Origin of the sequence: Demetria terragena DSM 11295 (assembly GCF_000376825.1) — a bacterium.
GTDB lineage: Bacteria > Actinomycetota > Actinomycetes > Actinomycetales > Dermatophilaceae > Demetria > Demetria terragena.
Genome location: NZ_AQXW01000004.1, coordinates 684,581 through 703,668, shown reverse-complemented (window position 1 = coordinate 703,668; position 19,088 = coordinate 684,581). Strand labels below are relative to the sequence as shown.

General features: G+C 64.2%; 20 protein-coding genes and 1 riboswitch. Of the genes, 16 read left to right on the top strand and 4 right to left on the bottom strand.

Going from position 1 to position 19,088, the window contains the following annotated elements; genetic code table 11:
- Positions 1–2,367, top strand: coding sequence for a ComEC/Rec2 family competence protein (locus F562_RS18435; protein ID WP_018156321.1), 2,367 nt, complete (start codon positions 1–3; stop codon positions 2,365–2,367).
- An 8-nt stretch (positions 2,368–2,375) separates the two neighbouring features.
- On the opposite strand, the gene F562_RS0107450 is transcribed toward F562_RS18435, so the two are convergent.
- On the bottom strand, positions 2,376–3,287 hold the full coding sequence (locus F562_RS0107450) for a LysR family transcriptional regulator (protein ID WP_018156320.1): 912 nt from the start codon (positions 3,285–3,287) through the stop codon (positions 2,376–2,378).
- A 557-nt stretch (positions 3,288–3,844) separates the two neighbouring features.
- Between F562_RS0107450 and F562_RS0107445 the strand changes: the two genes are divergently transcribed.
- Positions 3,845–4,684 carry a Sir2 family NAD-dependent protein deacetylase gene (locus F562_RS0107445; RefSeq protein WP_018156319.1) on the top strand — a complete coding sequence of 280 codons (840 nt, stop codon included), beginning with the start codon at positions 3,845–3,847 and terminating at the stop codon, positions 4,682–4,684.
- On the opposite strand, the gene lexA is transcribed toward F562_RS0107445, so the two are convergent.
- A complete protein-coding gene (lexA, locus tag F562_RS0107440) occupies positions 4,659–5,378 on the bottom strand; it encodes a transcriptional repressor LexA (RefSeq protein WP_018156318.1) in 720 nt (239 codons plus the stop codon). The genes F562_RS0107445 and lexA overlap by 26 nt on opposite strands.
- A gap of 288 nt (positions 5,379–5,666) precedes the next feature.
- Between lexA and F562_RS18430 the strand changes: the two genes are divergently transcribed.
- The 9 genes from F562_RS18430 to serA all read left to right on the top strand — a co-directional run bounded on the left by F562_RS18430 (position 5,667) and on the right by serA (position 13,933).
- Entirely contained in the window at positions 5,667–6,056 is a 390-nt protein-coding gene (locus tag F562_RS18430; RefSeq protein WP_018156317.1) for a LysM peptidoglycan-binding domain-containing protein, read from the top strand.
- A 247-nt stretch (positions 6,057–6,303) separates the two neighbouring features.
- Positions 6,304–6,792, top strand: coding sequence for a transcriptional regulator NrdR (gene nrdR, locus F562_RS0107430; protein WP_026181088.1), 489 nt, complete (start codon positions 6,304–6,306; stop codon positions 6,790–6,792).
- Positions 6,793–6,870: 78 nt separating this feature from the next.
- Complete coding sequence (locus F562_RS0107425) at positions 6,871–9,768, top strand: vitamin B12-dependent ribonucleotide reductase (protein WP_018156315.1); 2,898 nt, start codon at positions 6,871–6,873, stop codon at positions 9,766–9,768.
- Between the two features lie 81 nt (positions 9,769–9,849).
- Positions 9,850–10,617, top strand: coding sequence for a metallophosphoesterase family protein (locus F562_RS0107420; protein WP_018156314.1), 768 nt, complete (start codon positions 9,850–9,852; stop codon positions 10,615–10,617).
- Between the two features lie 165 nt (positions 10,618–10,782).
- Positions 10,783–11,259 carry a cupin domain-containing protein gene (locus F562_RS18425; protein ID WP_018156313.1) on the top strand — a complete coding sequence of 159 codons (477 nt, stop codon included), beginning with the start codon at positions 10,783–10,785 and terminating at the stop codon, positions 11,257–11,259.
- Positions 11,256–11,660 carry a rhodanese-like domain-containing protein gene (locus tag F562_RS0107410; RefSeq protein WP_018156312.1) on the top strand — a complete coding sequence of 135 codons (405 nt, stop codon included), beginning with the start codon at positions 11,256–11,258 and terminating at the stop codon, positions 11,658–11,660. Before F562_RS18425 ends, F562_RS0107410 begins: the two co-directional genes overlap by 4 nt.
- 18 nt (positions 11,661–11,678) lie before the next feature.
- Positions 11,679–12,044 (top strand): hypothetical protein, encoded by a 366-nt coding sequence (locus F562_RS0107405; RefSeq protein WP_018156311.1) that lies wholly within the window; start codon positions 11,679–11,681, stop codon positions 12,042–12,044.
- A gap of 46 nt (positions 12,045–12,090) precedes the next feature.
- The gene (locus F562_RS18420) at positions 12,091–12,699 is read left to right on the top strand and encodes an HD domain-containing protein (RefSeq protein WP_211206439.1); all 609 of its coding nucleotides are present in this window, start codon (positions 12,091–12,093) and stop codon (positions 12,697–12,699) included.
- 25 nt (positions 12,700–12,724) lie between these two features.
- Positions 12,725–13,933 carry a phosphoglycerate dehydrogenase gene (gene serA / locus F562_RS0107395; protein WP_018156309.1) on the top strand — a complete coding sequence of 403 codons (1,209 nt, stop codon included), beginning with the start codon at positions 12,725–12,727 and terminating at the stop codon, positions 13,931–13,933.
- Here the strand turns inward: serA and F562_RS0107390 are convergent.
- Complete coding sequence (locus F562_RS0107390; RefSeq protein ID WP_018156308.1) at positions 13,930–14,607, bottom strand: DUF6891 domain-containing protein; 678 nt, start codon at positions 14,605–14,607, stop codon at positions 13,930–13,932. The two genes, serA and F562_RS0107390, sit on opposite strands and share 4 nt — an antisense overlap.
- A 74-nt stretch (positions 14,608–14,681) precedes the next feature.
- Between F562_RS0107390 and F562_RS0107385 the strand changes: the two genes are divergently transcribed.
- Both F562_RS0107385 and F562_RS20105 read left to right on the top strand, forming a co-directional pair.
- A complete protein-coding gene (locus F562_RS0107385; RefSeq protein ID WP_040385259.1) occupies positions 14,682–15,221 on the top strand; it encodes a hypothetical protein in 540 nt (179 codons plus the stop codon).
- Positions 15,222–15,329: 108 nt separating this feature from the next.
- On the top strand, positions 15,330–16,046 hold the full coding sequence (locus tag F562_RS20105) for a hypothetical protein (protein WP_018156306.1): 717 nt from the start codon (positions 15,330–15,332) through the stop codon (positions 16,044–16,046).
- Between the two features lie 24 nt (positions 16,047–16,070).
- On the opposite strand, the gene F562_RS21150 is transcribed toward F562_RS20105, so the two are convergent.
- Complete coding sequence (locus tag F562_RS21150) at positions 16,071–16,346, bottom strand: hypothetical protein (protein ID WP_245553628.1); 276 nt, start codon at positions 16,344–16,346, stop codon at positions 16,071–16,073.
- 28 nt (positions 16,347–16,374) lie between these two features.
- On the opposite strand from F562_RS21150, the gene F562_RS21145 reads away from it, so the two are divergent.
- From F562_RS21145 to F562_RS0107365, 3 genes are all read left to right on the top strand, one after another.
- Positions 16,375–16,797 carry a hypothetical protein gene (locus F562_RS21145; RefSeq protein ID WP_245553627.1) on the top strand — a complete coding sequence of 141 codons (423 nt, stop codon included), beginning with the start codon at positions 16,375–16,377 and terminating at the stop codon, positions 16,795–16,797.
- Positions 16,798–16,949: 152 nt separating this feature from the next.
- The gene (locus F562_RS0107370; RefSeq protein WP_018156304.1) at positions 16,950–17,663 is read left to right on the top strand and encodes a hypothetical protein; all 714 of its coding nucleotides are present in this window, start codon (positions 16,950–16,952) and stop codon (positions 17,661–17,663) included.
- Between the two features lie 6 nt (positions 17,664–17,669).
- Entirely contained in the window at positions 17,670–18,905 is a 1,236-nt protein-coding gene (locus tag F562_RS0107365; protein WP_245553626.1) for a DUF445 domain-containing protein, read from the top strand.
- Between the two features lie 66 nt (positions 18,906–18,971).
- A riboswitch (SAM riboswitch) is annotated at positions 18,972–19,088 on the top strand.

The following is a 19,088-nucleotide window of genomic DNA, read 5'->3' as shown; positions in this document are numbered from 1 at the left end:
GTGCTCGACCGCGCGGCACGACTCGACGTCCGACTTCTGCTGCCGGCTCTGATCGGATGGGCGTTAGTGGCCCTGTGTCTGAGCCTGCCGTGGTGGTGGCTCTTGGTGGGCGGTGCGAGCCTTGGCTTCGCGGCGGCGCTCTTCCTACGGCGATCAACCCTGCGACGACGGACGATCGCCCTCGGCCTCGCGTTGGCCAGCCTGCTGACGGTCTCGACCGGGCTGCATCTGGTGATGCGTGCTGTCGGACCGATCGAGGAGTTGGCCGCGCAGCGGGCCACCGTGTCCCTGACCGGTGCGCTGGCCGCCGATCCGCGCATCGTGCAGCCACGGGATGGCACCAGTCAGAGGCAGACCGATGATCTGGTCGTCGTCCGGCTGGCGGTGACCCGCGTCGAAGGGCGGGGCCTGGTCACGCCGGTGAGGGCCACCGTGCTGATTTTCGCCGACCGGCGGTGGAACGAGTTGCGCTGGAAGGACACGGTGCAGGTGCGCGGACGCCTGTCCGAGGCCGAGAAAGGCGCTGATGTCAGTGCGGTTCTGAACCCGATCGGTTCTCCGCAGAAGATCTCGGCTGCGCCTGCGCTGCTGCGAGGAGTTGAGCTCTTTAGAACTGACCTGAGAGACGCGACGGCATCACTACCCGCAGATGCGCGCGGCCTCACTCCCGCCATGGTCATCGGTGATGTGTCGCGGGTACCCCCGAATTTGAGCGACGACATGCGGACAACCGGCATGACTCACCTGACCGCCGTGAGCGGCACCAACGTCACGATCGTGCTGTTGTCGGTGCTGTGGGTATGCGGTTGGCTGCGTGTCCCACGGCGCGCGCGGGTCCCCATCTGTCTCGTCGCTTTGGGCCTGTTCGTGCTGTTGTGCCGACCTGAGCCGAGCGTTGCTCGAGCCGCGGTGATGGGTCTGGTGGGCCTGCTGGCGACCTCTGCCGGTCGCCCGCGGGCCGCTGCACCCGCCTTGGGTGGCGCGGTGGTTGTTCTGCTGATCCTCGACCCGTGGCTCGCGCGATCGTACGGATTTGCCTTGTCGGTTCTGGCCACGTTGGGACTGGTGCTCTTTGCTAGGCCGTGGGGAGCCTGGTTCGCTGACCGGCTCCCGGATCGGATGGCGTGGCTTGGCGAGCCGGTCGCGATCCCGGTCGCTGCCCAGGTGATGTGCACTCCGATCATCGTGGTGTTGCAAGGCGCGATCCCGCTGGTGGGCATCCCGGCCAATTTGCTGGCGGCCCCGCTCGTGGCACCCGCCACGGTGGCAGGTGTGCTGGTGGTGTTGGTGGCGCCAGTCGTCCTGCCGGTGGCTGCTGCCGTGGGGTGGCTGGCTGCGCTACCGACCGAGGCGATCGCACAGATCGCGCACAGCGGCGCCGCAATTCCAGGCGGGATGCTGCCCTGGCCGGGCACCACGTGGGGAGCGGTGGCGCTCGCGTTGATCACGGCCGGGGTGGTGCTGTGCGGCACGTGGTTGATCGCGCATGTGCGCCGTTATCCCGCGGTCGTGGTGGCGCTGACGGTCGTGCTGGCAGCCGCAGCCTGGCCGTTACCGCAACCAGGGTGGCCAGCGCCCGGGTGGGTGTTCGTCGCGTGCGAAGTCGGGCAAGGCGACGCAGGCGTCATCAGGACGGGCCCGGGCCGCGTCGTGGTGGTGGATGTCGGGCCGGACCCGACGTCGATGGACCGCTGCCTGGACGACCTGGAGGTTCACACCATCGATGCTGTGGTCTTGACGCACTTCCATGCCGACCACGTGGCGGGACTCCCCGGCGTGCTCGACGGTCGGGAGGTTGGACAGATCATCACCACCTCTGTCGACGGCGACGAAGGCGGCGAAGGCGAGCAGGGTTCGCTGGAGCCGATGGTGACACGGGTCGCGGCCGCGCATGGCGTACCGACCACTGAGGTCAATGCCGGCGATGACCTGGGGTGGGCAGGCGTTCGGGCCAGGGTCATCTGGCCGGGTCGGACGATCCGGACCGGCTCGGTTCAAAACAACGCGTCGGTTGTGCTCGACGTACGAGTCGGGGAAGTCCGATTGGTGCTCCTCGGCGATGCAGAACGCGAAGCTCAGTTCCAGGTGGCTCGTGCGCTCGCGCTGCGCAATGACCCGCGTCCTGTCGATGTCGTCAAGGTTGCCCACCATGGTTCCGCCAACCATGAGCCACGGCTGCTACGTGACCTCAGCGCGCCGTACGCCGTCATCAGCGTGGGCGCCGGCAACGACTACGGGCACCCCGCTCCTGCGTTGTTGACTTCGCTGCATCAGTCGGGCTCGCAGGTGCTGCGGACTGACCGCCAAGGCGACATCGCCTTGGTGGACCAGGCAGGGCGGATTTCCGCCGTGACGCGGAAGGGCTAAGCGGCCTGCTACATCGCCAGCTTGGCCGACTCAGTGAGCGCCTGAAGCGTTGCCTCAACCGCTGGCACTCGGCGCAGGTCGGGCGTCGTCACGACCTGCACCGTACGGCGGTTGGCTGGTGACATCGGCAAGGCCACGAGGCCATCGTTACGTGTGGACTTCAGCAGCAACTCAGGCACCACAGCAACGCCGAGCCCGGCTGCTACCAGCGCGAGCACTGCCACATAATCCTCAGTCTCGATGGCCACGTCAGGTTCAAACCCGGCGCGTTGCGCCAACGACACCAGGTGACCCCGACATCGAGGGCACCCCGCGATCCAGGATTCGCTCGCCAGGTCTGCGAGGTCAACCTGATCGGAGGTGGCGAGAGGGTGGGACGCGGGGAGAACGAGGCGCACCTCGTCCTCCAGGAGGGTCGTGACATCGAAGGGATCGAGGTCGCTTTCGCCCCTGGGGAGCACGTCCCCGTCATAGACAAAGGTGACCGCAAGATCGCACTCACCCGCGCGGAGCGCCTCAAGAGCTCCCGGTGGTTCCGCCTCGGTGAAGACCACCTTGATCTCGGGAAAACGCTTCTTGACCAAGGCGAGCGCCTGGGGGACCAACGTCGAGGAGGCCGAAGGGAACGCCGTCAGCCTGACTCGGCCCGCTTCGAGCCCGGCGATCGATTGGATCTCGCACTCGGCGCGGTCGAGGGCCTCCAACACGGGAATGGCGTGCTTGGCCAGGACGCTGCCGGCCTCGGTCAGGCGAACCGTTCGCCCAATCCGTTCCACGAGCACCGTGCCCGTGCGTTCTTCGAGCCGACGCACCATCTGGGACACCGCCGGCTGTGAATAGCCCAGCGCGGTGGCCGCAGCCGTGAAACTACCCTCATCGGCGATGGCGCGCATGACGCGCAGCCCGGCAGCATCAATCATGACCAGAGTCTAGTTGTCTTACCATCCAGGAAGGTTGAGCGCACCTACGCCGGTTGAGCGCACCCAAGCCGGTCGAGCTCTCTAACGCCGGTCGAGCCGTTATCGCCGGTCGAGCTTGTCGAGACCTCTTGCCTTGGTCTCGATACGGCTCGCGCTGGGGCGCTCGCCTACTCGACCGGCGTGGGTTGTGGTCGAGCTCTCTAACGCCGGTCGAGCTCTCTAACGCCGGTCGAGCTTGTCGAGACCTGCCGGGGGTCTCGATACGGCTCGCGCTGGGGCGCTCGCCTACTCGACCGGCGTGGGTTGTTGTCGGGCCCGTCAACGCCGGTCTAGCTCTCTAACGCTGGTCGAGCTTGTCGAGACCCGCCGGGGTCTCGATACGGCTCGCGCTGGGGCGCTCGCCTACTCGACCGGCGTGGGGAAGGGGGCGCTCGCCTACTCGACCGGCGTGGGTTGTGGTCGAGCGCACCTACGCCGGTCGAGCTTGTCGAGACCACACCGGAGATACTGAGGTCGTGCCGTGTGCGACCTTTCCATCGCCAGGAGATGGCGACCCAGTGAAGTGGGCTGCGCTGGTGGACCTCGTCGCCGAAGGCCGGGTCTGCATCCTCTCGGGTGCTGGCCTCTCGACCGAGTCCGGCATTCCGGGCTATCGAGGTGCCGATGGCGAGCGACGAGTGACGCCCATGACGGTGAGCGAACTCCTGGCCTCGCCGCACGCGCGCCAGCGCTACTGGGCCAGGTCGTTCGTCGGATACCCCCGGTTCGCGGCCGCCGAACCCAATGACGGGCATCGTGCCGTCGCGGACCTGCAACGCTTGGGACTGACCACAGGGATCATCACCCAGAACGTCGATGGCCTGCATCAGCGAGGTGGCGCCGACGAGATCATCGAATTACACGGCTCCCTCGATGCCGTGGTCTGCGTCGATTGTGGCGAGTCCTACGCGCGGACAACCGTGGATGAGTGGCTCAGACAGGCAAATCCGCGCTTCGATCGTGAGGCCATGACCGGACAGATCCGCCCGGACGGAGACGTGCTCCTGACCGACGAGCAGGTGGCCGGTTTTGCCACGGCGAGGTGTGTGGTGTGTCGCTCAGACAGGCTTAAGCCTGACGTCGTCATGTTTGGCGAATCCGTGGCAAAACCGTTGGTGCAGAAGTGTTTTGACACCGTGGCCGAGTCATCGTGTCTGCTGGTGCTCGGCTCATCCCTGATGGTGATGTCTGGCTTCCGCTTCGCTCGGTTCGCGGCGCGTGAACGGATCCCCGTTGCGGTCATCACTCAAGGAGTGACCCGGGCCGACGCCGAAACGACCGTCAAACTCGAGAGTCCCCTTGGCGCCACCCTGACCCAACTGGTGGCAGCGGTCACACCCGGCGCAGCACCGCGGTGACCTTGCCGAGAATCGTGGCGTCGTTCCCGTCGATGGGCTCGTATGCCTCGTTATGCGGTAGCAGCCACACCTGACCGTCAGTCCGCTTGAACGTCTTGACGGTGGCCTCGTGATCGAGCATCGCCGCCACGATGTCGCCGTTGCTCGCGCTGGGCTGCTGCCGAACCACCACCCAGTCGCCATCACAAATGGCTGCGTCGATCATCGAATCGCCGACGACTTTGAGCAGAAAGAGATCGCCCTCGCCGACGAGTTGCCGGGGGAGGGGAAAGACATCTTCGACGGCTTGCTCGGCGAGAATCGGCCCACCCGCGGCGATACGGCCGACGACAGGCACGTACTCGGCCTCTGGCCGTTCGTCGTTGATTCCGGTTTCATCGACTGGCGAGTCCAGCTCGGCACTCGCCGCAGCCTTGCCGCGATAGCCCCGCTCGCGCTTGGGTTGTCCTGGCGAGACGACTTCGATCGCACGCGGTCGCATGGGATCCCGACGCAAGTAGCCTTTGCGCTCCAACATCGTGAGCTGGTGCGCCACCGAACTCGGCGACGTGAGTCCGACGGCTTCGCCGATCTCCCGCATGCTGGGCGGGTATCCACGCCGGTCGATTGAACTGCGGATGACCTGCAGCACCTTGCGTTGGCGGGTGGTCAGTGCCTTGCCATCTGGCTCTGGCATCTGGTGAATCTTGGCCATCGTCGGCGTCCTTATCTATGGCGTCCTGCTGCGGCACCGGTGTTTCCGAGGAAGTCGTTGTCGGCGGGCTTGCCGGCGGGCTTGTCGGTGGTCGCTGCTTGGCTTGTCGCTATGAGCACAGCGTATGGAGTTCAGCGAACGCAATCAAACACCTGTACGACGCGAGTGTCGCGTCATTCTCGTGATGGCGGCGGCTTGTGGACGTCGAACGTACGTGCTATACCTCGTACGCACGTCCGATCGGACAGGTGTTCGGTTAACCCGTCGCAACAGCATCAGGAGGACTCCATGAGCGCACTCGCACCCGTGCTCGATCAGCCACAGGCTCTACCCCGGCGTCGCCGCCATCTCGCCCTGGTCTCAGACGTGCCCGCACGCCCGACCTCAACGACGCTGCCGGCAGTCGCAGTGCGCTTGACGGCGCGAGGGCGTCGCGCCCTGCTCGTGACGGTCCTGGCCATCGCCATCCTGGGCGGCATGGCTGTTTCGGCGTGGGCGAGCGGTCCGACCGCGTCCGAGGATGTCACCGTGCGGCCGGGGCAGACGCTGTCTGATGTAGCGCGCGAGCGTCTTCCCGAGTTGCCGCTGAGCGCCGCAATCGCACACCTGCAACTGGCAAACGACCTCAACTCCGCGCAGGTGTCCACCGGGCAAAGGTTGCAGATCCCGGCGCCCTAGGCGCGCCGATCCGGTAGACACGCGCACTGACCTGGGCAATGTTGCGTGGTGGGGTGCCGCGATCTAGGATCGCTATATCTAGTAGTTACATGGCTGTGAGTTGTCCACATCTAGTCCACATCTCGTCCCCACGTTATCCACGAGTTACCCACAGGATTGTCCACAGGTTGGGCCGTCCGTCGGGGGACCGCCGGGCGACTTTGGGTCTAGTGGAGTCGGATGTGGTCGCCCGAGGAGGTGTTTGCCGATGCATTGTCCGTTCTGTCGTCATGACGATTCGCGGGTCGTCGACAGCCGCACCTCTGAAGATGGAACGCACATCAAACGACGTCGCCAATGTCCGTCGTGCGGGAAGAGATTCTCCACGATGGAGACGGCCAGTCTGACGGTGGTCAAGCGGTCCGGGGCGAGCGAGCCCTTCGCACGGGACAAGGTGATGGTGGGCGTGCGCAAGGCATGCCAGGGCCGTCCTGTGACCGAAGATGAGTTGGCTCTTCTTGCGCAGCGGGTTGAAGAAGCGATCCGTGCCAAGGGCATGGCCGAGATCGATGCCCACGACGTTGGCCTGGAGATTCTTGGCCCGTTGCGAGAGCTCGACGAGGTTGCCTACCTGAGGTTCGCCTCCGTCTATCAGGCCTTTGAATCCACCGAGGACTTCGAGGCAGCCATCACGGTGCTGCGCGCGGAGCGTCCTGCGGTCGGCATTGAGCCGAGTTCAGACGGACCGCCGGGCTAGTTCGAGACAACAGGCCCCGCGCGAGGGCGTCGTACTCGCGTCTGACCGAGATTCGATTTTTATGAAGGGATAGTCGTCATGACCGAGACGACCAGCGCTGCGTCACAGGCGCGTCGCAAGGGCAAAGGCCTGAAGATCGAGCGCATCTTCACCACCCCAGGAGTTCACCCCTACGACGAGGTGACCTGGCAGGCGCGCGACGTCATCCAGCAGAACTGGAAGACCGGCGAGACGATCTTCGAGCAGCGTGGGGTGGAGTTCCCCGATTTCTGGTCGGTCAACGCCTCGACGATCGTCACGACCAAGTACTTCCGCGGTGCCTTGGGTACCGACGTGCGTGAGCGCAGCCTGAAGCAGCTCATCGACCGGGTCGTGTTGACCTATGTCAAGGCTGGTCGGGAGTACGGCTATTTCACGACTGAGGACGACGCCGAGGTCTTTGAACACGAACTGACCTGGATGCTGCTGCACCAGGTGTTCGCGTTCAACAGCCCGGTGTGGTTCAACGTAGGCACGAAGAGCCCACAACAGGTTTCGGCGTGCTTCATCCTGGCGGTCGATGACTCGATGGACTCGATCTTGAACTGGTATCGAGAAGAAGGCTTCATCTTCAAGGGCGGCTCGGGCGCTGGCCTGAACCTGTCGCGAATCCGGTCGTCCAAGGAGTTGCTGTCCTCTGGTGGGACGGCCTCTGGCCCGGTGTCCTTCATGCGGGGTGCCGATGCGTCAGCGGGGACGATCAAGTCCGGCGGAGCCACTCGCCGCGCGGCCAAGATGGTCGTGCTCGATGTCGATCACCCCGACATCGAAGAGTTCATTGACACCAAGGCGCGCGAGGAAGACAAGATCCGGGCGCTGCGCGACGCTGGGTTCGATATGGACCTCGGTGGCGCGGACATCACCTCGGTTCAGTACCAGAACGCCAACAACAGCGTTCGGGTCAGCGACGAGTTCATGAAGGCCGTCGAGAACGGCACGACGTTCGGTTTGCGGGCGCGTGGCACCGGCGAAGTCATCGAAGAAGTCGACGCCCGCACCCTTTTCGACAAGATCAACCGTGCTGCTTGGGAGTGCGCCGACCCAGGCGTCCAGTACGACGACACGATCAACGACTGGCACACCAATCCTGAGTCTGGGCGAATCACTGCCTCGAATCCCTGCTCTGAATACATGAGCCTGGATAACTCGTCCTGCAACCTCGCTTCGCTCAACTTGCTGAAGTTCCTGCGCGAGGATGACACCTTTGACGAGCAGACCTTCGCCAAGACGGTCGAGTTGGTCATCACGGCCATGGATATCTCGATCTGCTTCGCGGACTTCCCGACCGAGTCCATTGGGAAGACCACCGTCGACTACCGCCAGCTTGGTATCGGCTATGCCAACCTCGGCGCGCTGTTGATGGCAACTGGGCACGGCTATGAGTCCGAGGGCGGTCGCGCCTTGGCGGCATCGATTACCTCCTTGATGACCGGTACCGCCTACAAGCGTTCCGCCGAGTTGGCTGGGGTGGTTGGTCCCTATGCCGGCTACGCCCGTAACGCCGAGGCCCACAACCGCGTGATGCGCAAGCACCAGGCCGCCAACGACGACGTGCGTCCCCTTGACTCGATGGACACCGCCATCCACCGAGCGGCGACCAAGGCCTGGTCCGATGTCGTCGCGATTGGCGACGAGAACGGTTTCCGTAACGCACAGGCTTCGGTCCTCGCGCCGACCGGGACCATCGGCTTCATGATGGACTGCGACACCACCGGTATCGAACCGGACTTCTCCTTGGTGAAGTTCAAGAAATTGGTGGGCGGCGGCTCGATGCAGATCGTGAACCAGACGATCCCGCGCGCCTTGAAGAAGATGGGCTACCAGACCGAGCAGATCGAAGCGATTGTCGAGCACATCGCGGAGAAGGGCCACGTCATTGATGCACCTGGCCTGAAGAAGGAACATTACGAGGTCTTCGACTGCGCCATGGGCGAGCGCGCGATCTCACCGATGGGCCACGTTCGCATGATGGCCGCGACCCAGCCTTTCCTGTCGGGAGCGATCTCCAAGACGGTGAACCTTCCTGAGGACGCCACGGTCGAGGAGATTGCCGAAGTTCACCTCGAGGGATGGAAGCGCGGCCTCAAGGCGTTGGCCGTGTACCGCGACAACTGCAAGGTCGGTCAGCCGCTGTCTGATGGCGGGTCCACGGCCAAGGACAAGAAGTCTGCCGCCGAAGCGGCCGCGGCCAAGGTCGACACGGTGATCGAGTATCGCCCGATCCGCAAGCGCATGCCGAAGCGTCGGCAGAGCCAGACGACGTCGTTCGCAGTGGGCGGTGCCGAGGGTTATCTGACGGCCTCGAGCTATGAGAACGGGGACCTGGGCGAGATCTTCCTGAAGTTCGGGAAGCAGGGATCGACACTCGCCGGTGTGATGGACGCCTTCTCCATCGCGCTATCAGTCGGTCTCCAGTACGGCGTGCCGCTGGAGACCTATGTCGAGAAGTTCACCAACCTGCGCTTCGAGCCGGCTGGCCTGACGGACGACCCGGACGTGCGCATGGCGCAGTCGCTCATGGACTACGTCTTCCGCCGGTTGGCACTGGATCACCTTGACTTCGAGACGCGTTCGTTCATGGGCATCCATACCGCCGATGAGCGGGCTCGACAGCTCGAAACAGGCTCCTATGCCGAGCCAACCAGTGGCTCTGACGGCGAGTCCGGTGACGACTATGCGGATGAGTTGGAGGGCTTCTCCCAGTCGGTTGCTCCGGCGACCAAGAAGAAGGAGCAGGAGCCCGCAGACCAGTCCGGTGCCGGTGCAGCAGATGCCCGCGAGGTCTCCGCGGAAATCCATTCGTCGGCTGAGCTGATGGAGAGATTCCAGGGCAAGGCCGCCGACGCGCCCATGTGCATGACCTGCGGCACCAAGATGCGCCCAGCTGGATCGTGCTACGTCTGCGAGGGCTGCGGCTCCACCAGCGGCTGCAGCTGACAGCCAACCGGATGCACTGTGGGGGCCGCCCGATCTTTGGGCGGCCCCCACAGCCGTTGGAGCAGCCGCGATGATGGCTGCATGATCTCCACGGTCGCGGTCCTGTCCGATGTGCACGGTGTGCTGCCCATCCTGGAAGCCGTCCTGGATGAACCTGACGTTCGCGCAGCCGATCTCGTGGTCGTGACGGGCGATCTTGCCTCTGGCCCGCAGCCAGTCCCGGTGCTCGACCGTCTCGCGGCCGAAGGCGGTCGGTTACGCATGGTCAGGGGCAACGCCGATCGTGAACTGGTCGCGATGGCTCGCGGCGAGGCCATCGAAGCGCCTGACGTCACGCCGTGGGCTGCGTCTCAAATGAATGCCGAGCACGTGCGGATACTCGATGAGCTCCCGCATCCGCTGGTCCTGCCAGTTGCGGGTTTTGGGCCGGTGGTCTTTTGCCATGGCAGTCCGCGGCGTGATGACGAACTCGTGCTCGTCGATTCGCCCCTAGGCCGGTGGGCCGCCGCGTTCTCGGAACTGCCAGAAGATCACCGCACGGTCGTCTGCGGCCATACCCACATGCCGTTCATTCGGCTCGTTGATCGACGACTCGTGATTAACCCCGGAAGCATCGGGATGCCATATGGCCGGGCCGGTGGAAGTTGGGCGCTGCTGGATCACGGCAATGTGTCCCTCCGCCACACGGTGGTCGACATTGACGCCGCGGTCGCCGCGGTAGTGGACGGTTCGACCTTCCCAGACCGCCAAGCCTGGGCTGATGAATACGTCCGTGCTGCCAACAGCGATGTGGACGCGATCCGCGCTTTCACGCCGAACGAGGACCGCCCCGACGGGGCTGGACATTAGGCCACCACGTGTGATCACATAAACCTATGCAAAGCATTAGAAGGCGTTATGTGACTCGGTGGGCTCACCGCCGCTTGCATCTCGATCTTCACCTGACGCAGGGCCAGGTCTGTTGCTGCTGATTCACGCGCAGCCAGCCACCAGACCCTGACCAGGAGTACGACCATGACCCTCACCCACAGCCCGGCTCGATCGACCCTGCTCGACGCCGACCAGTTGCTTCGCACGACTGAGCTCCTCGCTCGTGATCGCGACCTGTTGCGACACCTCGACCCGAGTTCCCCTGAGCGCTCTTGGCATCGCCTTGAGAGCACCGATGCGCTCGAGGTCTGGCTCATCGGCTGGCCAGCCGGTACGAGCACCGGCTGGCACGATCACGTCGGCTCGCGTGGCGCTTTCCGCACGGTTCTCGGCACCCTCACCGAAAGCACCTGGGCCGGAGGCGGACCCCGCGAGCGTGAACTCTCCGAGGGCTCTGGCCGGTCGTTTGGGGCCAAGCACATCCACGATGTGGTGAACCGCAGCGGCTCCTTTGCGGCCTCGATTCACGCGTACGCTCCTGCTCTGCGAGGGATGAACCGATACGTCATCGAGCAGGAAAGACTCGTGCTGCTCGGCGTTGATGAAGGAGACAGTTGGTGACGGAATCCGAGCCCGACTTTGACGGCATCGACGCACTGTTGGCGTCGGCCCGCGCGAGGTACGCGCGCATCACCGCCGAAGACGCCTACGCCGAGGTGCGCGATGGCCGTGCCGTTCTCGTTGACACGCGTCCACAGGCGCAGCGAGACGCGGAGGGCGAGGTCTCCGAGGAGTTGAAACCCATTCTGGTGGAGCGAAATGTTCTCGAGTGGCGATTCGATCCGCGCCAGCAGGCGTCACTTCCGGAGGCCTCCTTCGACGCGCGAGTCATCGTGATGTGCCAAGAGGGATACTCCTCCTCGCTTGCCGCAGACGCGCTGCGCAGTATCGGGATTGGCCAGGCGACCGATGTGATCGGTGGGTTCGGGGCATGGCGTCAAGCCGGGCTCCCCGTGGCCTGAACCCGTACGCTAAGACCCATGTCTTTCTGGAAGCGGCGTGAGCCGGAACTCGACACGGTCGACGACCCGACAGAGCCCTTGGATCCCAAAGCGTTCCTTGCGCTCGTAGAGGCTGTGGGCCGGTCCTGCGTGCACGAGGTGAAACGGCTTGGCGGCGATGCGGATGAGGTGCTGGGTACGGTCTGGTTCACCGAGAAGCAGGAAGTGTCTCGGGTGCAGCTGACCAGCGACGGGAGGCCGCTGCCGACTGGCAAGGCCTTCAGTAAGGACCTCACCCAGCAGGCCGTTCCATTCCGCGCACAGCCCGAGGGTGGTCGGCTCGACCGGATCGAGCTGACGGTCGCCGACGGCACGCTGAGCACTGAGGTCAACTATCGACGGTGACCTCGAGCAGCTCGCCACCTGGTGGCCGCTCGGGAACGCTGAGAAGTTGGCGCGAGTGGTCTCGGCTTATGCCTCGCCGGCACGGGGATATCACAACGTCGAGCATCTGCGTGAGGTCCTCGAACGAATCGACGAGATCGTCGCCGTCCACCCGTTGGGCTTGGCCGACCTTGAGGTGATTCGGCTGGCGGCGTTCTTCCACGACGTGGTCTACCGCACCGAGCCCGGCGGCGCGGTCAGTAACGAAGAGGCGTCCGCCCAGTGGGCGTACGCCGCCCTTGGCGGACACCGACCCGAGGCGCAGGCGCGCCGCGTCGCCGATCTGGTGCGGTCGACGTACGACCACCGTGCGGCAAGCGGAGATGAGGCCGCGGCGGTATTGCTCGACGCGGATCTGGCGATCTTGGCTGCACCGCCGCAGCGCTATGCGCGTTATGTGACGGGAGTTCGGTACGAGTACTCGTGGCTCCCGGAACAAGATTTTCGGGCAGGCCGGGCGGCACTCCTAACCGACCTGCTGGACCGAGAATTTCTGTTTGCCACCCGTTACGGACGCGACCACTGGGAGGCGCAGGCCCGTGCGAACGTTCGCTCCGAACTCGCGGATCGGGACGCCGTGGATCGCGATGACCTTCCGTCTCGCGGACACCCCTGAGGGTGCGAGCGGCCCTGTTGAGACAATGCCGCCTGTGAAGGCATTACTTCTGGAAAGCGTCCACCCACTGGCCGAGCGACTCCTGGCAGAGGCCGGTGTCGATGTCGAGACGCGGTCTGGTGCGTTGAGCGAGGACGAACTGATCGAATCCATCGCAGGCGTCGACCTCGTCGGGATTCGATCCAAGACCGAGATCACCGACCGGGTCCTCGACCACGCACCTGATCTGAAGGCGATCGGCGCGTTCTGTATCGGCACCAATCAGATCGACCTCGCATCGGCCGCGAGTCGGGGCATCCCCGCATTCAACGCACCCTTCTCCAATACCCGATCGGTCGTGGAGTTGGCGATCGCCGAGATCATTCTGATGGCGCGACGGCTCACCGAAAAAGACCGTTCGCTGCACGAAGGCGTGTGGGACAAGAACGCCAAGGGCAGTCATGAGATCCGCGGCCGCAAGCTGGGCATCGTCGGCTACGGCAACATCGGCTCTCAACTGTCCGTGGTGGCCGAGATGTTGGGCTTGCAGGTCTACTTCTACGACACCGATGACAAGTTGTCCCTCGGCAACGCCACTCGGTGCTCCAGTCTCAACGAGTTGCTGGAGGTGGCCGAGGTCATCACCCTTCACGTTGATGGCCGGGACGGCAATGCCGGGTTCTTTGGCGCCGAGCAGTTTGCCCGGATGCGCCGACGGTCCCTGTTCCTCAATCTTTCGCGCGGCTTCGTGGTCGACTACCAAGCCCTTCGGGAGAATCTTCTGTCGGGTCACATCGCTGGCGCCGCTGTCGATGTCTTTCCGGATGAGCCAAAGCGTCGGGGAGACGCTTTTGCCTCCCCACTGCAGGGCATCCCCAACGTCGTGCTCACCCCGCACATTGGTGGGTCGACCGAGGAAGCCCAGGAGGACATCGGTCGCTTCGTGGCCGGCAAGTTGCGCGACTACGTTCTGCACGGCACGACGACACTCAACGTCAACATGCCCTCGCTCAACTTGCCGTCCCGGGGCGGCGAGCGGCGCCTGATTCACTTTCACGTGAATACTCCTGGGGTGCTGGCCAAGGTCAACAGCGTGATGGCGCAGCACGAGGTCAACATCGACGGCCAGATGCTCAATACCCGCGCGCAGACGGGCTATGTGGTGACCGACGTGTCGACCGGGTTGTCCGACGGCGTGCTCGATGAGTTGCGAGCCATGCCGGAGACCATTCGGTTGCGGGTCATCGACGGTTAGTGGTCTGTGTCGGGCTCCGGCTCGGCATATTCGTGCAGTCGGTGGCCGTGATAGGGCACCTCGTAGAGCAGTGGCCCGATGAGCACCTGCTGCGCCTCGTCGTCATGTGCCAAGACGGGTAGTCCCTGTCTGTCCAACACCTCGCGGACTCGGTGTGCGGCCTCGCCGAGGTCGATTCCACTCTCGGCGAAGATTCCGTACGTCAGTCGCAGTTGGCCTTCAAGGATCAACTCGGCGGCGTCGTTGGCAGTGGCAAAGACGTATCCCTTGATGTCGGCGCCAAGCTCGATTGAGTGTCCGACGGTGGTCATCACGGTCTGCACGGCTTCGGCGGCGTCCCGTCCGGCGCCGAAGGAGATGGCCAGGCCGGCTGTGGGAAATCCGTCGAGCGCGTCGAGCAGGCGGATCGCGTCGGGGGAGGGATGGCGTACGACGTCGTTGTGGTCGGCAATCACCGAATCGACCAGGTGGGCGACGTGGGCAGGCGTCAGATCGGACTCGCCTGGAAAATATGTCGACATGTCGGCCGCTACTGGCGTGAATGCTTCCACCAGCGCGTCACGAGTATCGAGGGCGACTGCCACGCGGGTCATCACCGTGCCAGCGAAGGTGGTGGGGTCGGGCGGATAGTGAGCCTCGAAGTAGGCGCCGCGGATCGAGCGGTCGCTGCTCATCTCATGCCTCTCGTGCGTGTTGCTGGTGTGGTGCCGACGATACTGGTGGTCTATCTCGACACAAGGAGCGTGTGGTGTTTCGCAACATTGGCCTTATTTTGCTGCTCGTGGTGGTGCTTTCGGTGGTGTGGTTCTTCATCAAAGGCCGCGTCACGGGCACCCAGCAGCGGGTACGCGATCGCGCCCTGGAGGGCAATTTTGGTCGAGCGGCCACCGCGCGCCCGGCGTCCAAACACGTGGCCATGATGGGCCGCACCTTGACGCTGAACACCGATCCCCAACGCGCGGGCGAACTCATCGCCCATGTCGCGGGCTCCGATGATCGAGTGACGGATGTGCGTCCCGAGCCTGGCGTCCTGGTGGTGGAGATCGACGGGTCACATCCGCTCGTCCGCGCGCACCTGCTGGAGGACCGAACCGTGATTGGTGTGGACGAGTTCACGTGGGAGATGGGGTTTCCCCAGGGCGCGTCGGTCTGGGATCGGGTTGCATCGGCGATCAATACCGCGGCGCACGCGCAGGGCATCCCGGCAGCTGAGGGCGAGCGAGAGTTTGTGGCGGCTGATCGCCCGGATGGAACGGCCGAGATGTGGGTCGTCCGCGAAGTTCACTAACAATGTGTCACCGATTTGTGGAACCGAGGACGTGTTCGGTCCGTCGTAGTCCCATACTGACCGTGCGGCGGGGGAGACTGTCGCCTTAATTTCACGAAGGAAGCCACGATGAATATCGCGCAATCGAAGAGGGCCCTCGCTGTTCCCGCAGTGCTCGCGGCGCTCGCCTTGACGGCTTGCCAGGATGCTGCGCCGACCGCGGCGCCGCCGACGCCTGTCTCACCGACCGCGTCCCAGACCGCAGATCCGACGGCCGAGCAATCGGAGTCAAGTTCCTCGCCGTCCTCAGAGGAGACTCCATCTGAGTCATCATCGAGCTCAACCTCGTCGACGTCGGAACAGGAAAATTCGGGGGCCACGTGTAACGGCCGGGGAAGTTTCACGCTCAAGAAGGAGGGCGCCGAGGCCAAGCCGCAGGATGCCGTCCAGACCGTCAACTACCGGAGTGGTGACGGCCAAGCTGAGGTCTCTTTCGGAAAACCAACCATCGATACCTCCGGTGGTGACACCTTCTTCCCCGGTGAGGGCATGCAGACGGTGATCTATCCCGTCACGATCAAGATGACGGGCGGGCGCTCCTTCATCTCAACCAGGTTGAGCCTTGGCCTCGTAGACGCACAAGACAACCCCTGCGATCAGGACACCTTGGCAGCAGTCGTGTCGCGTGCTGATCAAGTCCCGGTCGAGGTGATGAAGCCGGGCGACACGATGTCAAAGAAGATCGCGTTCGCTATTCCGGCGGGAGCAAAGTTGGAGGACTACTCACTGCTCTTCGCCAGCGACTACAGCTCAGGCAAGGCAGAACATGCCTGGAAGGCCAAGTAAGGGACAACCCCGCGTCTCCAGACCTCAGCAAGGAAGGGAAGCCATCATGAAGATTGTGCGATCTAAGACTGTCGCTGTTGTTCCTGCTGTGCTAGCGACCCTCGTACTGACGGCGTGCCAGGATGCTGCGCCGACCGCTGCGCCGCCATCGGCGCCGGCGAGCAGCGCTGCTCCCCAGAGTGCCGCTCCCACGACGGCCGCGCCCACGGCTGAGCCCTCGGAATCAACCTCTTCGTCACCCTCGGAGGAGACCACCCCTGAGGCGTCGTCGAGCGGGTCGAGTGGCGAGTGCCAGTCCACGGATCTGTTCAAGCTGGAGCGGGGAGATGTGAGTCCAAAGCCACTGTCCGAGCCGCAGACTATTAAGAAGGAGCAGGGCGAAGGAGAGGCCCAGGTGTCTTTCGGCAAGCCGACCGTGGACACCTCCGGCGGCACCTCGTTCTTCCCGGGCGACGGCTTCCAGGTGGCGATCTACCCGGTGACCGTCAAGGCCGTGACCGGATCTTATGTCATCTCCGAGCTGCACTTCGGGCTCACTGATCCCTCGGATCGGCCGTGCAAGCGAGATGTCGGCAACGCGGTGGTGCCCAGTAGCGACGAGATCCCGGTCGAGATTCTTAAACAGGGCGATGCCATCAGTGGCAAGGTCGGCTTTGCCATTCCGGCCGGCGCTGACCTGAGCAAGTATTCGCTCGTCTACAGCCAGAACTACAGTGAGGGAAAGGCTGAACTGGCCTGGAGGGCGAAGTAGGCGACGCCCGGATTCGGGCGGAGACCACTTTCACGGCGGACTCCGTCGTCGTCCGCCAGTGTCGCGGCTCAGGTTCCCACGGCATCGCATGCTGGCTTTAAGATGTTCGTGCGGCAGCGGATGGTTGCCGCACTCAATCCTCGAGGACCAAGATGAATCGCTCACGTTCGACGAAGGCTCTTGTCGTCCCGGCACTGTTGGCTACCTTCGCTCTGTCGGCCTGTCAGGACTCTGCTCCGACGGCGGCCCCGCCGACGTCGCCCACCTCGTCTGCTGCGCAGACCGTGGACCCCGACGCCACGAGCGAAGCAACTTCTGCGCCCGCGGAGTCCCCATCCGAGGACAGCGGCAGCGCGAGCCCCGAGGAGAGTGGGAGCGGAGAGGAAAGCGGGAAAGCCTGCAAGAACGAGTCGACCTACCGAATGGAAAAGGAAGAGGTCGAGGCGAAGCCGCTGAACACGACTCAGCGGGCGAAGGCCGATATCGGAAGGGGCGAAGCCGAAATCTCATTCGGGGAGCCCACGATTGACACCGCCGGTGGCGACAACTTCTTTCCCGGCGACGGGATGCAGACCGTGATCTACCCCGTGACCTTGAAGATGGTCGCGTCGGAGGGGGCTTTCATCACCACGAAGTTGGCGTTCGGAATGGTCGACAAGTCTGATGAGGCCTGTCAGCCAGACACTCTCTCGAAGGTGATGAAACCGAGCGATCAGCTCTCCGTTACGACCTTGAAGCCGGGTGACTCAATCTCCAAGAAGGTGGCCTTCGCCGTTCCGGCTGGCGCCAAGTTGGAAGACTACGCGCTCCTTTTCAATGACAACTACGCCTCAGGTGAAGCCGCCCTGGCCTGGAAGGCGAAGTAACGCCTGGTGGAAGGGCTGCCAGACGAATCGCGTAGACGAGCCCTGCGCCGGATGCGGGTGGTGGCCACCGGCCTCCTCGTCCTCGCTGCCGTCATCTTTGCGTTGACCCACGGCAGGGACGGCGTGTGGGGTTATGTGAATGCCGCATCCGAGGCGGCGATGGTGGGCGCCATCGCGGATTGGTTCGCCGTGACGGCCCTTTTCCGTCACCCGCTCGGCATCCCGGTGCCACACACCGCGCTGATCCCACGGAAGAAGGATCAGCTTGGCGCCAGCCTGGAAGACTTCGTCACGGAGAACTTCCTGCGGCCGGAGATCGTGCAAGAGCGAGTCCAGCAGGCGCAGATTCCCTTGCGCGGAGCCGAATGGCTACGCGATCCCGCCCACGCGCGGTATGTCGTCGACGAGGCCGCGCCGACGCTAGCCCATGCGGTGGGGTCCATTCGCGATGATGAAGTGCGGACACTTCTTACCGGATTTATGCTGCCGCGTCTCGCGCGCGAACCTTCGAGCGCCTTGGTTGGCAGCCTGCTCGAAGGCATCCTGAACGACGGTTCCCATCACGGGCTCGTCGACCTCAGCATTCGCGAGGTGCACACCTGGGCAGGCACAAATAAGGCGGTGATCGCCGGGATTATTGGTACGCGCGCCCCGTCGTGGTCTCCCAGATGGTTGGACGATGCCGTCATCGACCGGCTTTATGTGGAGATGATGGCCTGGTTGGCCGACATTCGAGACCAGGCAGACCACCCCGCGCGCCGGGCCTTTGATGACCTTCTAGCTCAACTAGCCCGCGACCTGCAGCACGATCCCAGCACAATGGAACGGGCCGAGGCACTGAAGGAGAGGCTGCTGGAGCACCCGGATGTTCACGACGGACTGCTGGCCGTCTGGACCTCGGCCCAGCACACCGTGGTCGAGGCGCTGGGTGATCCAGACGGGCCACTGCGCGCGCGGCTTGCCGTCATCTTGGCCGACCTGGGTGACCGAGTCGTCCGAGACACAGAACTACGGGCCGCAATCGACCAACGCATGCTGGATGCTGCGGGATATGTCGTTCAGGCGCACGGGCGCGAGATCTCCACGTTGATCAGCCAAACGGTGGCGCGATGGGATGGCCAGGAGGCCTCCCGTCGCATCGAACTCATGGTGGGACGGGACCTGCAGTTCATCCGCATCAACGGCACCGTGGTCGGCGGGCTCGTGGGATTACTCATCCACGCCGTGGCCCAACTGCTCTAGTCGCGGCGTTCCGCATCGCAAGATCGGGGCTCTCGCGGACTTCTCCGCTGACGTAGGCTGCCGGTAGGTCAAGAGCACCAGCGTCAAGTCCCGGCTCGCTGGTCGGCAACCCTCCACCGCGGTGGGGTGCCCCGGGAGCAGACCCGGTCGGTGGCGTACGGAGTCCGCCGGCAAGCGCGGGCA

What these genes read in the sequence shown, in the direction of transcription:
- F562_RS0107450 (WP_018156320.1), bottom strand. Translation starts at nt 3,287, where the DNA reads ATGATTGATGCTGCCGGGCTGCGCGTCATGCGCGCCATCGCCGATGAG.
- lexA (WP_018156318.1), bottom strand. Translation starts at nt 5,378, where the DNA reads ATGGCCAAGATTCACCAGATGCCAGAGCCAGATGGCAAGGCACTGACC.
- F562_RS18430 (WP_018156317.1), top strand. Translation starts at nt 5,667, where the DNA reads ATGAGCGCACTCGCACCCGTGCTCGATCAGCCACAGGCTCTACCCCGG.
- nrdR (WP_026181088.1), top strand. Translation starts at nt 6,304, where the DNA reads ATGCATTGTCCGTTCTGTCGTCATGACGATTCGCGGGTCGTCGACAGC.
- F562_RS0107425 (WP_018156315.1), top strand. Translation starts at nt 6,871, where the DNA reads ATGACCGAGACGACCAGCGCTGCGTCACAGGCGCGTCGCAAGGGCAAA.
- F562_RS0107420 (WP_018156314.1), top strand. Translation starts at nt 9,850, where the DNA reads ATGATCTCCACGGTCGCGGTCCTGTCCGATGTGCACGGTGTGCTGCCC.
- F562_RS18425 (WP_018156313.1), top strand. Translation starts at nt 10,783, where the DNA reads ATGACCCTCACCCACAGCCCGGCTCGATCGACCCTGCTCGACGCCGAC.
- F562_RS0107405 (WP_018156311.1), top strand. Translation starts at nt 11,679, where the DNA reads ATGTCTTTCTGGAAGCGGCGTGAGCCGGAACTCGACACGGTCGACGAC.
- serA (WP_018156309.1), top strand. Translation starts at nt 12,725, where the DNA reads ATGCCGCCTGTGAAGGCATTACTTCTGGAAAGCGTCCACCCACTGGCC.
- F562_RS0107390 (WP_018156308.1), bottom strand. Translation starts at nt 14,607, where the DNA reads ATGAGCAGCGACCGCTCGATCCGCGGCGCCTACTTCGAGGCTCACTAT.
- F562_RS20105 (WP_018156306.1), top strand. Translation starts at nt 15,330, where the DNA reads ATGAATATCGCGCAATCGAAGAGGGCCCTCGCTGTTCCCGCAGTGCTC.
- F562_RS0107370 (WP_018156304.1), top strand. Translation starts at nt 16,950, where the DNA reads ATGAATCGCTCACGTTCGACGAAGGCTCTTGTCGTCCCGGCACTGTTG.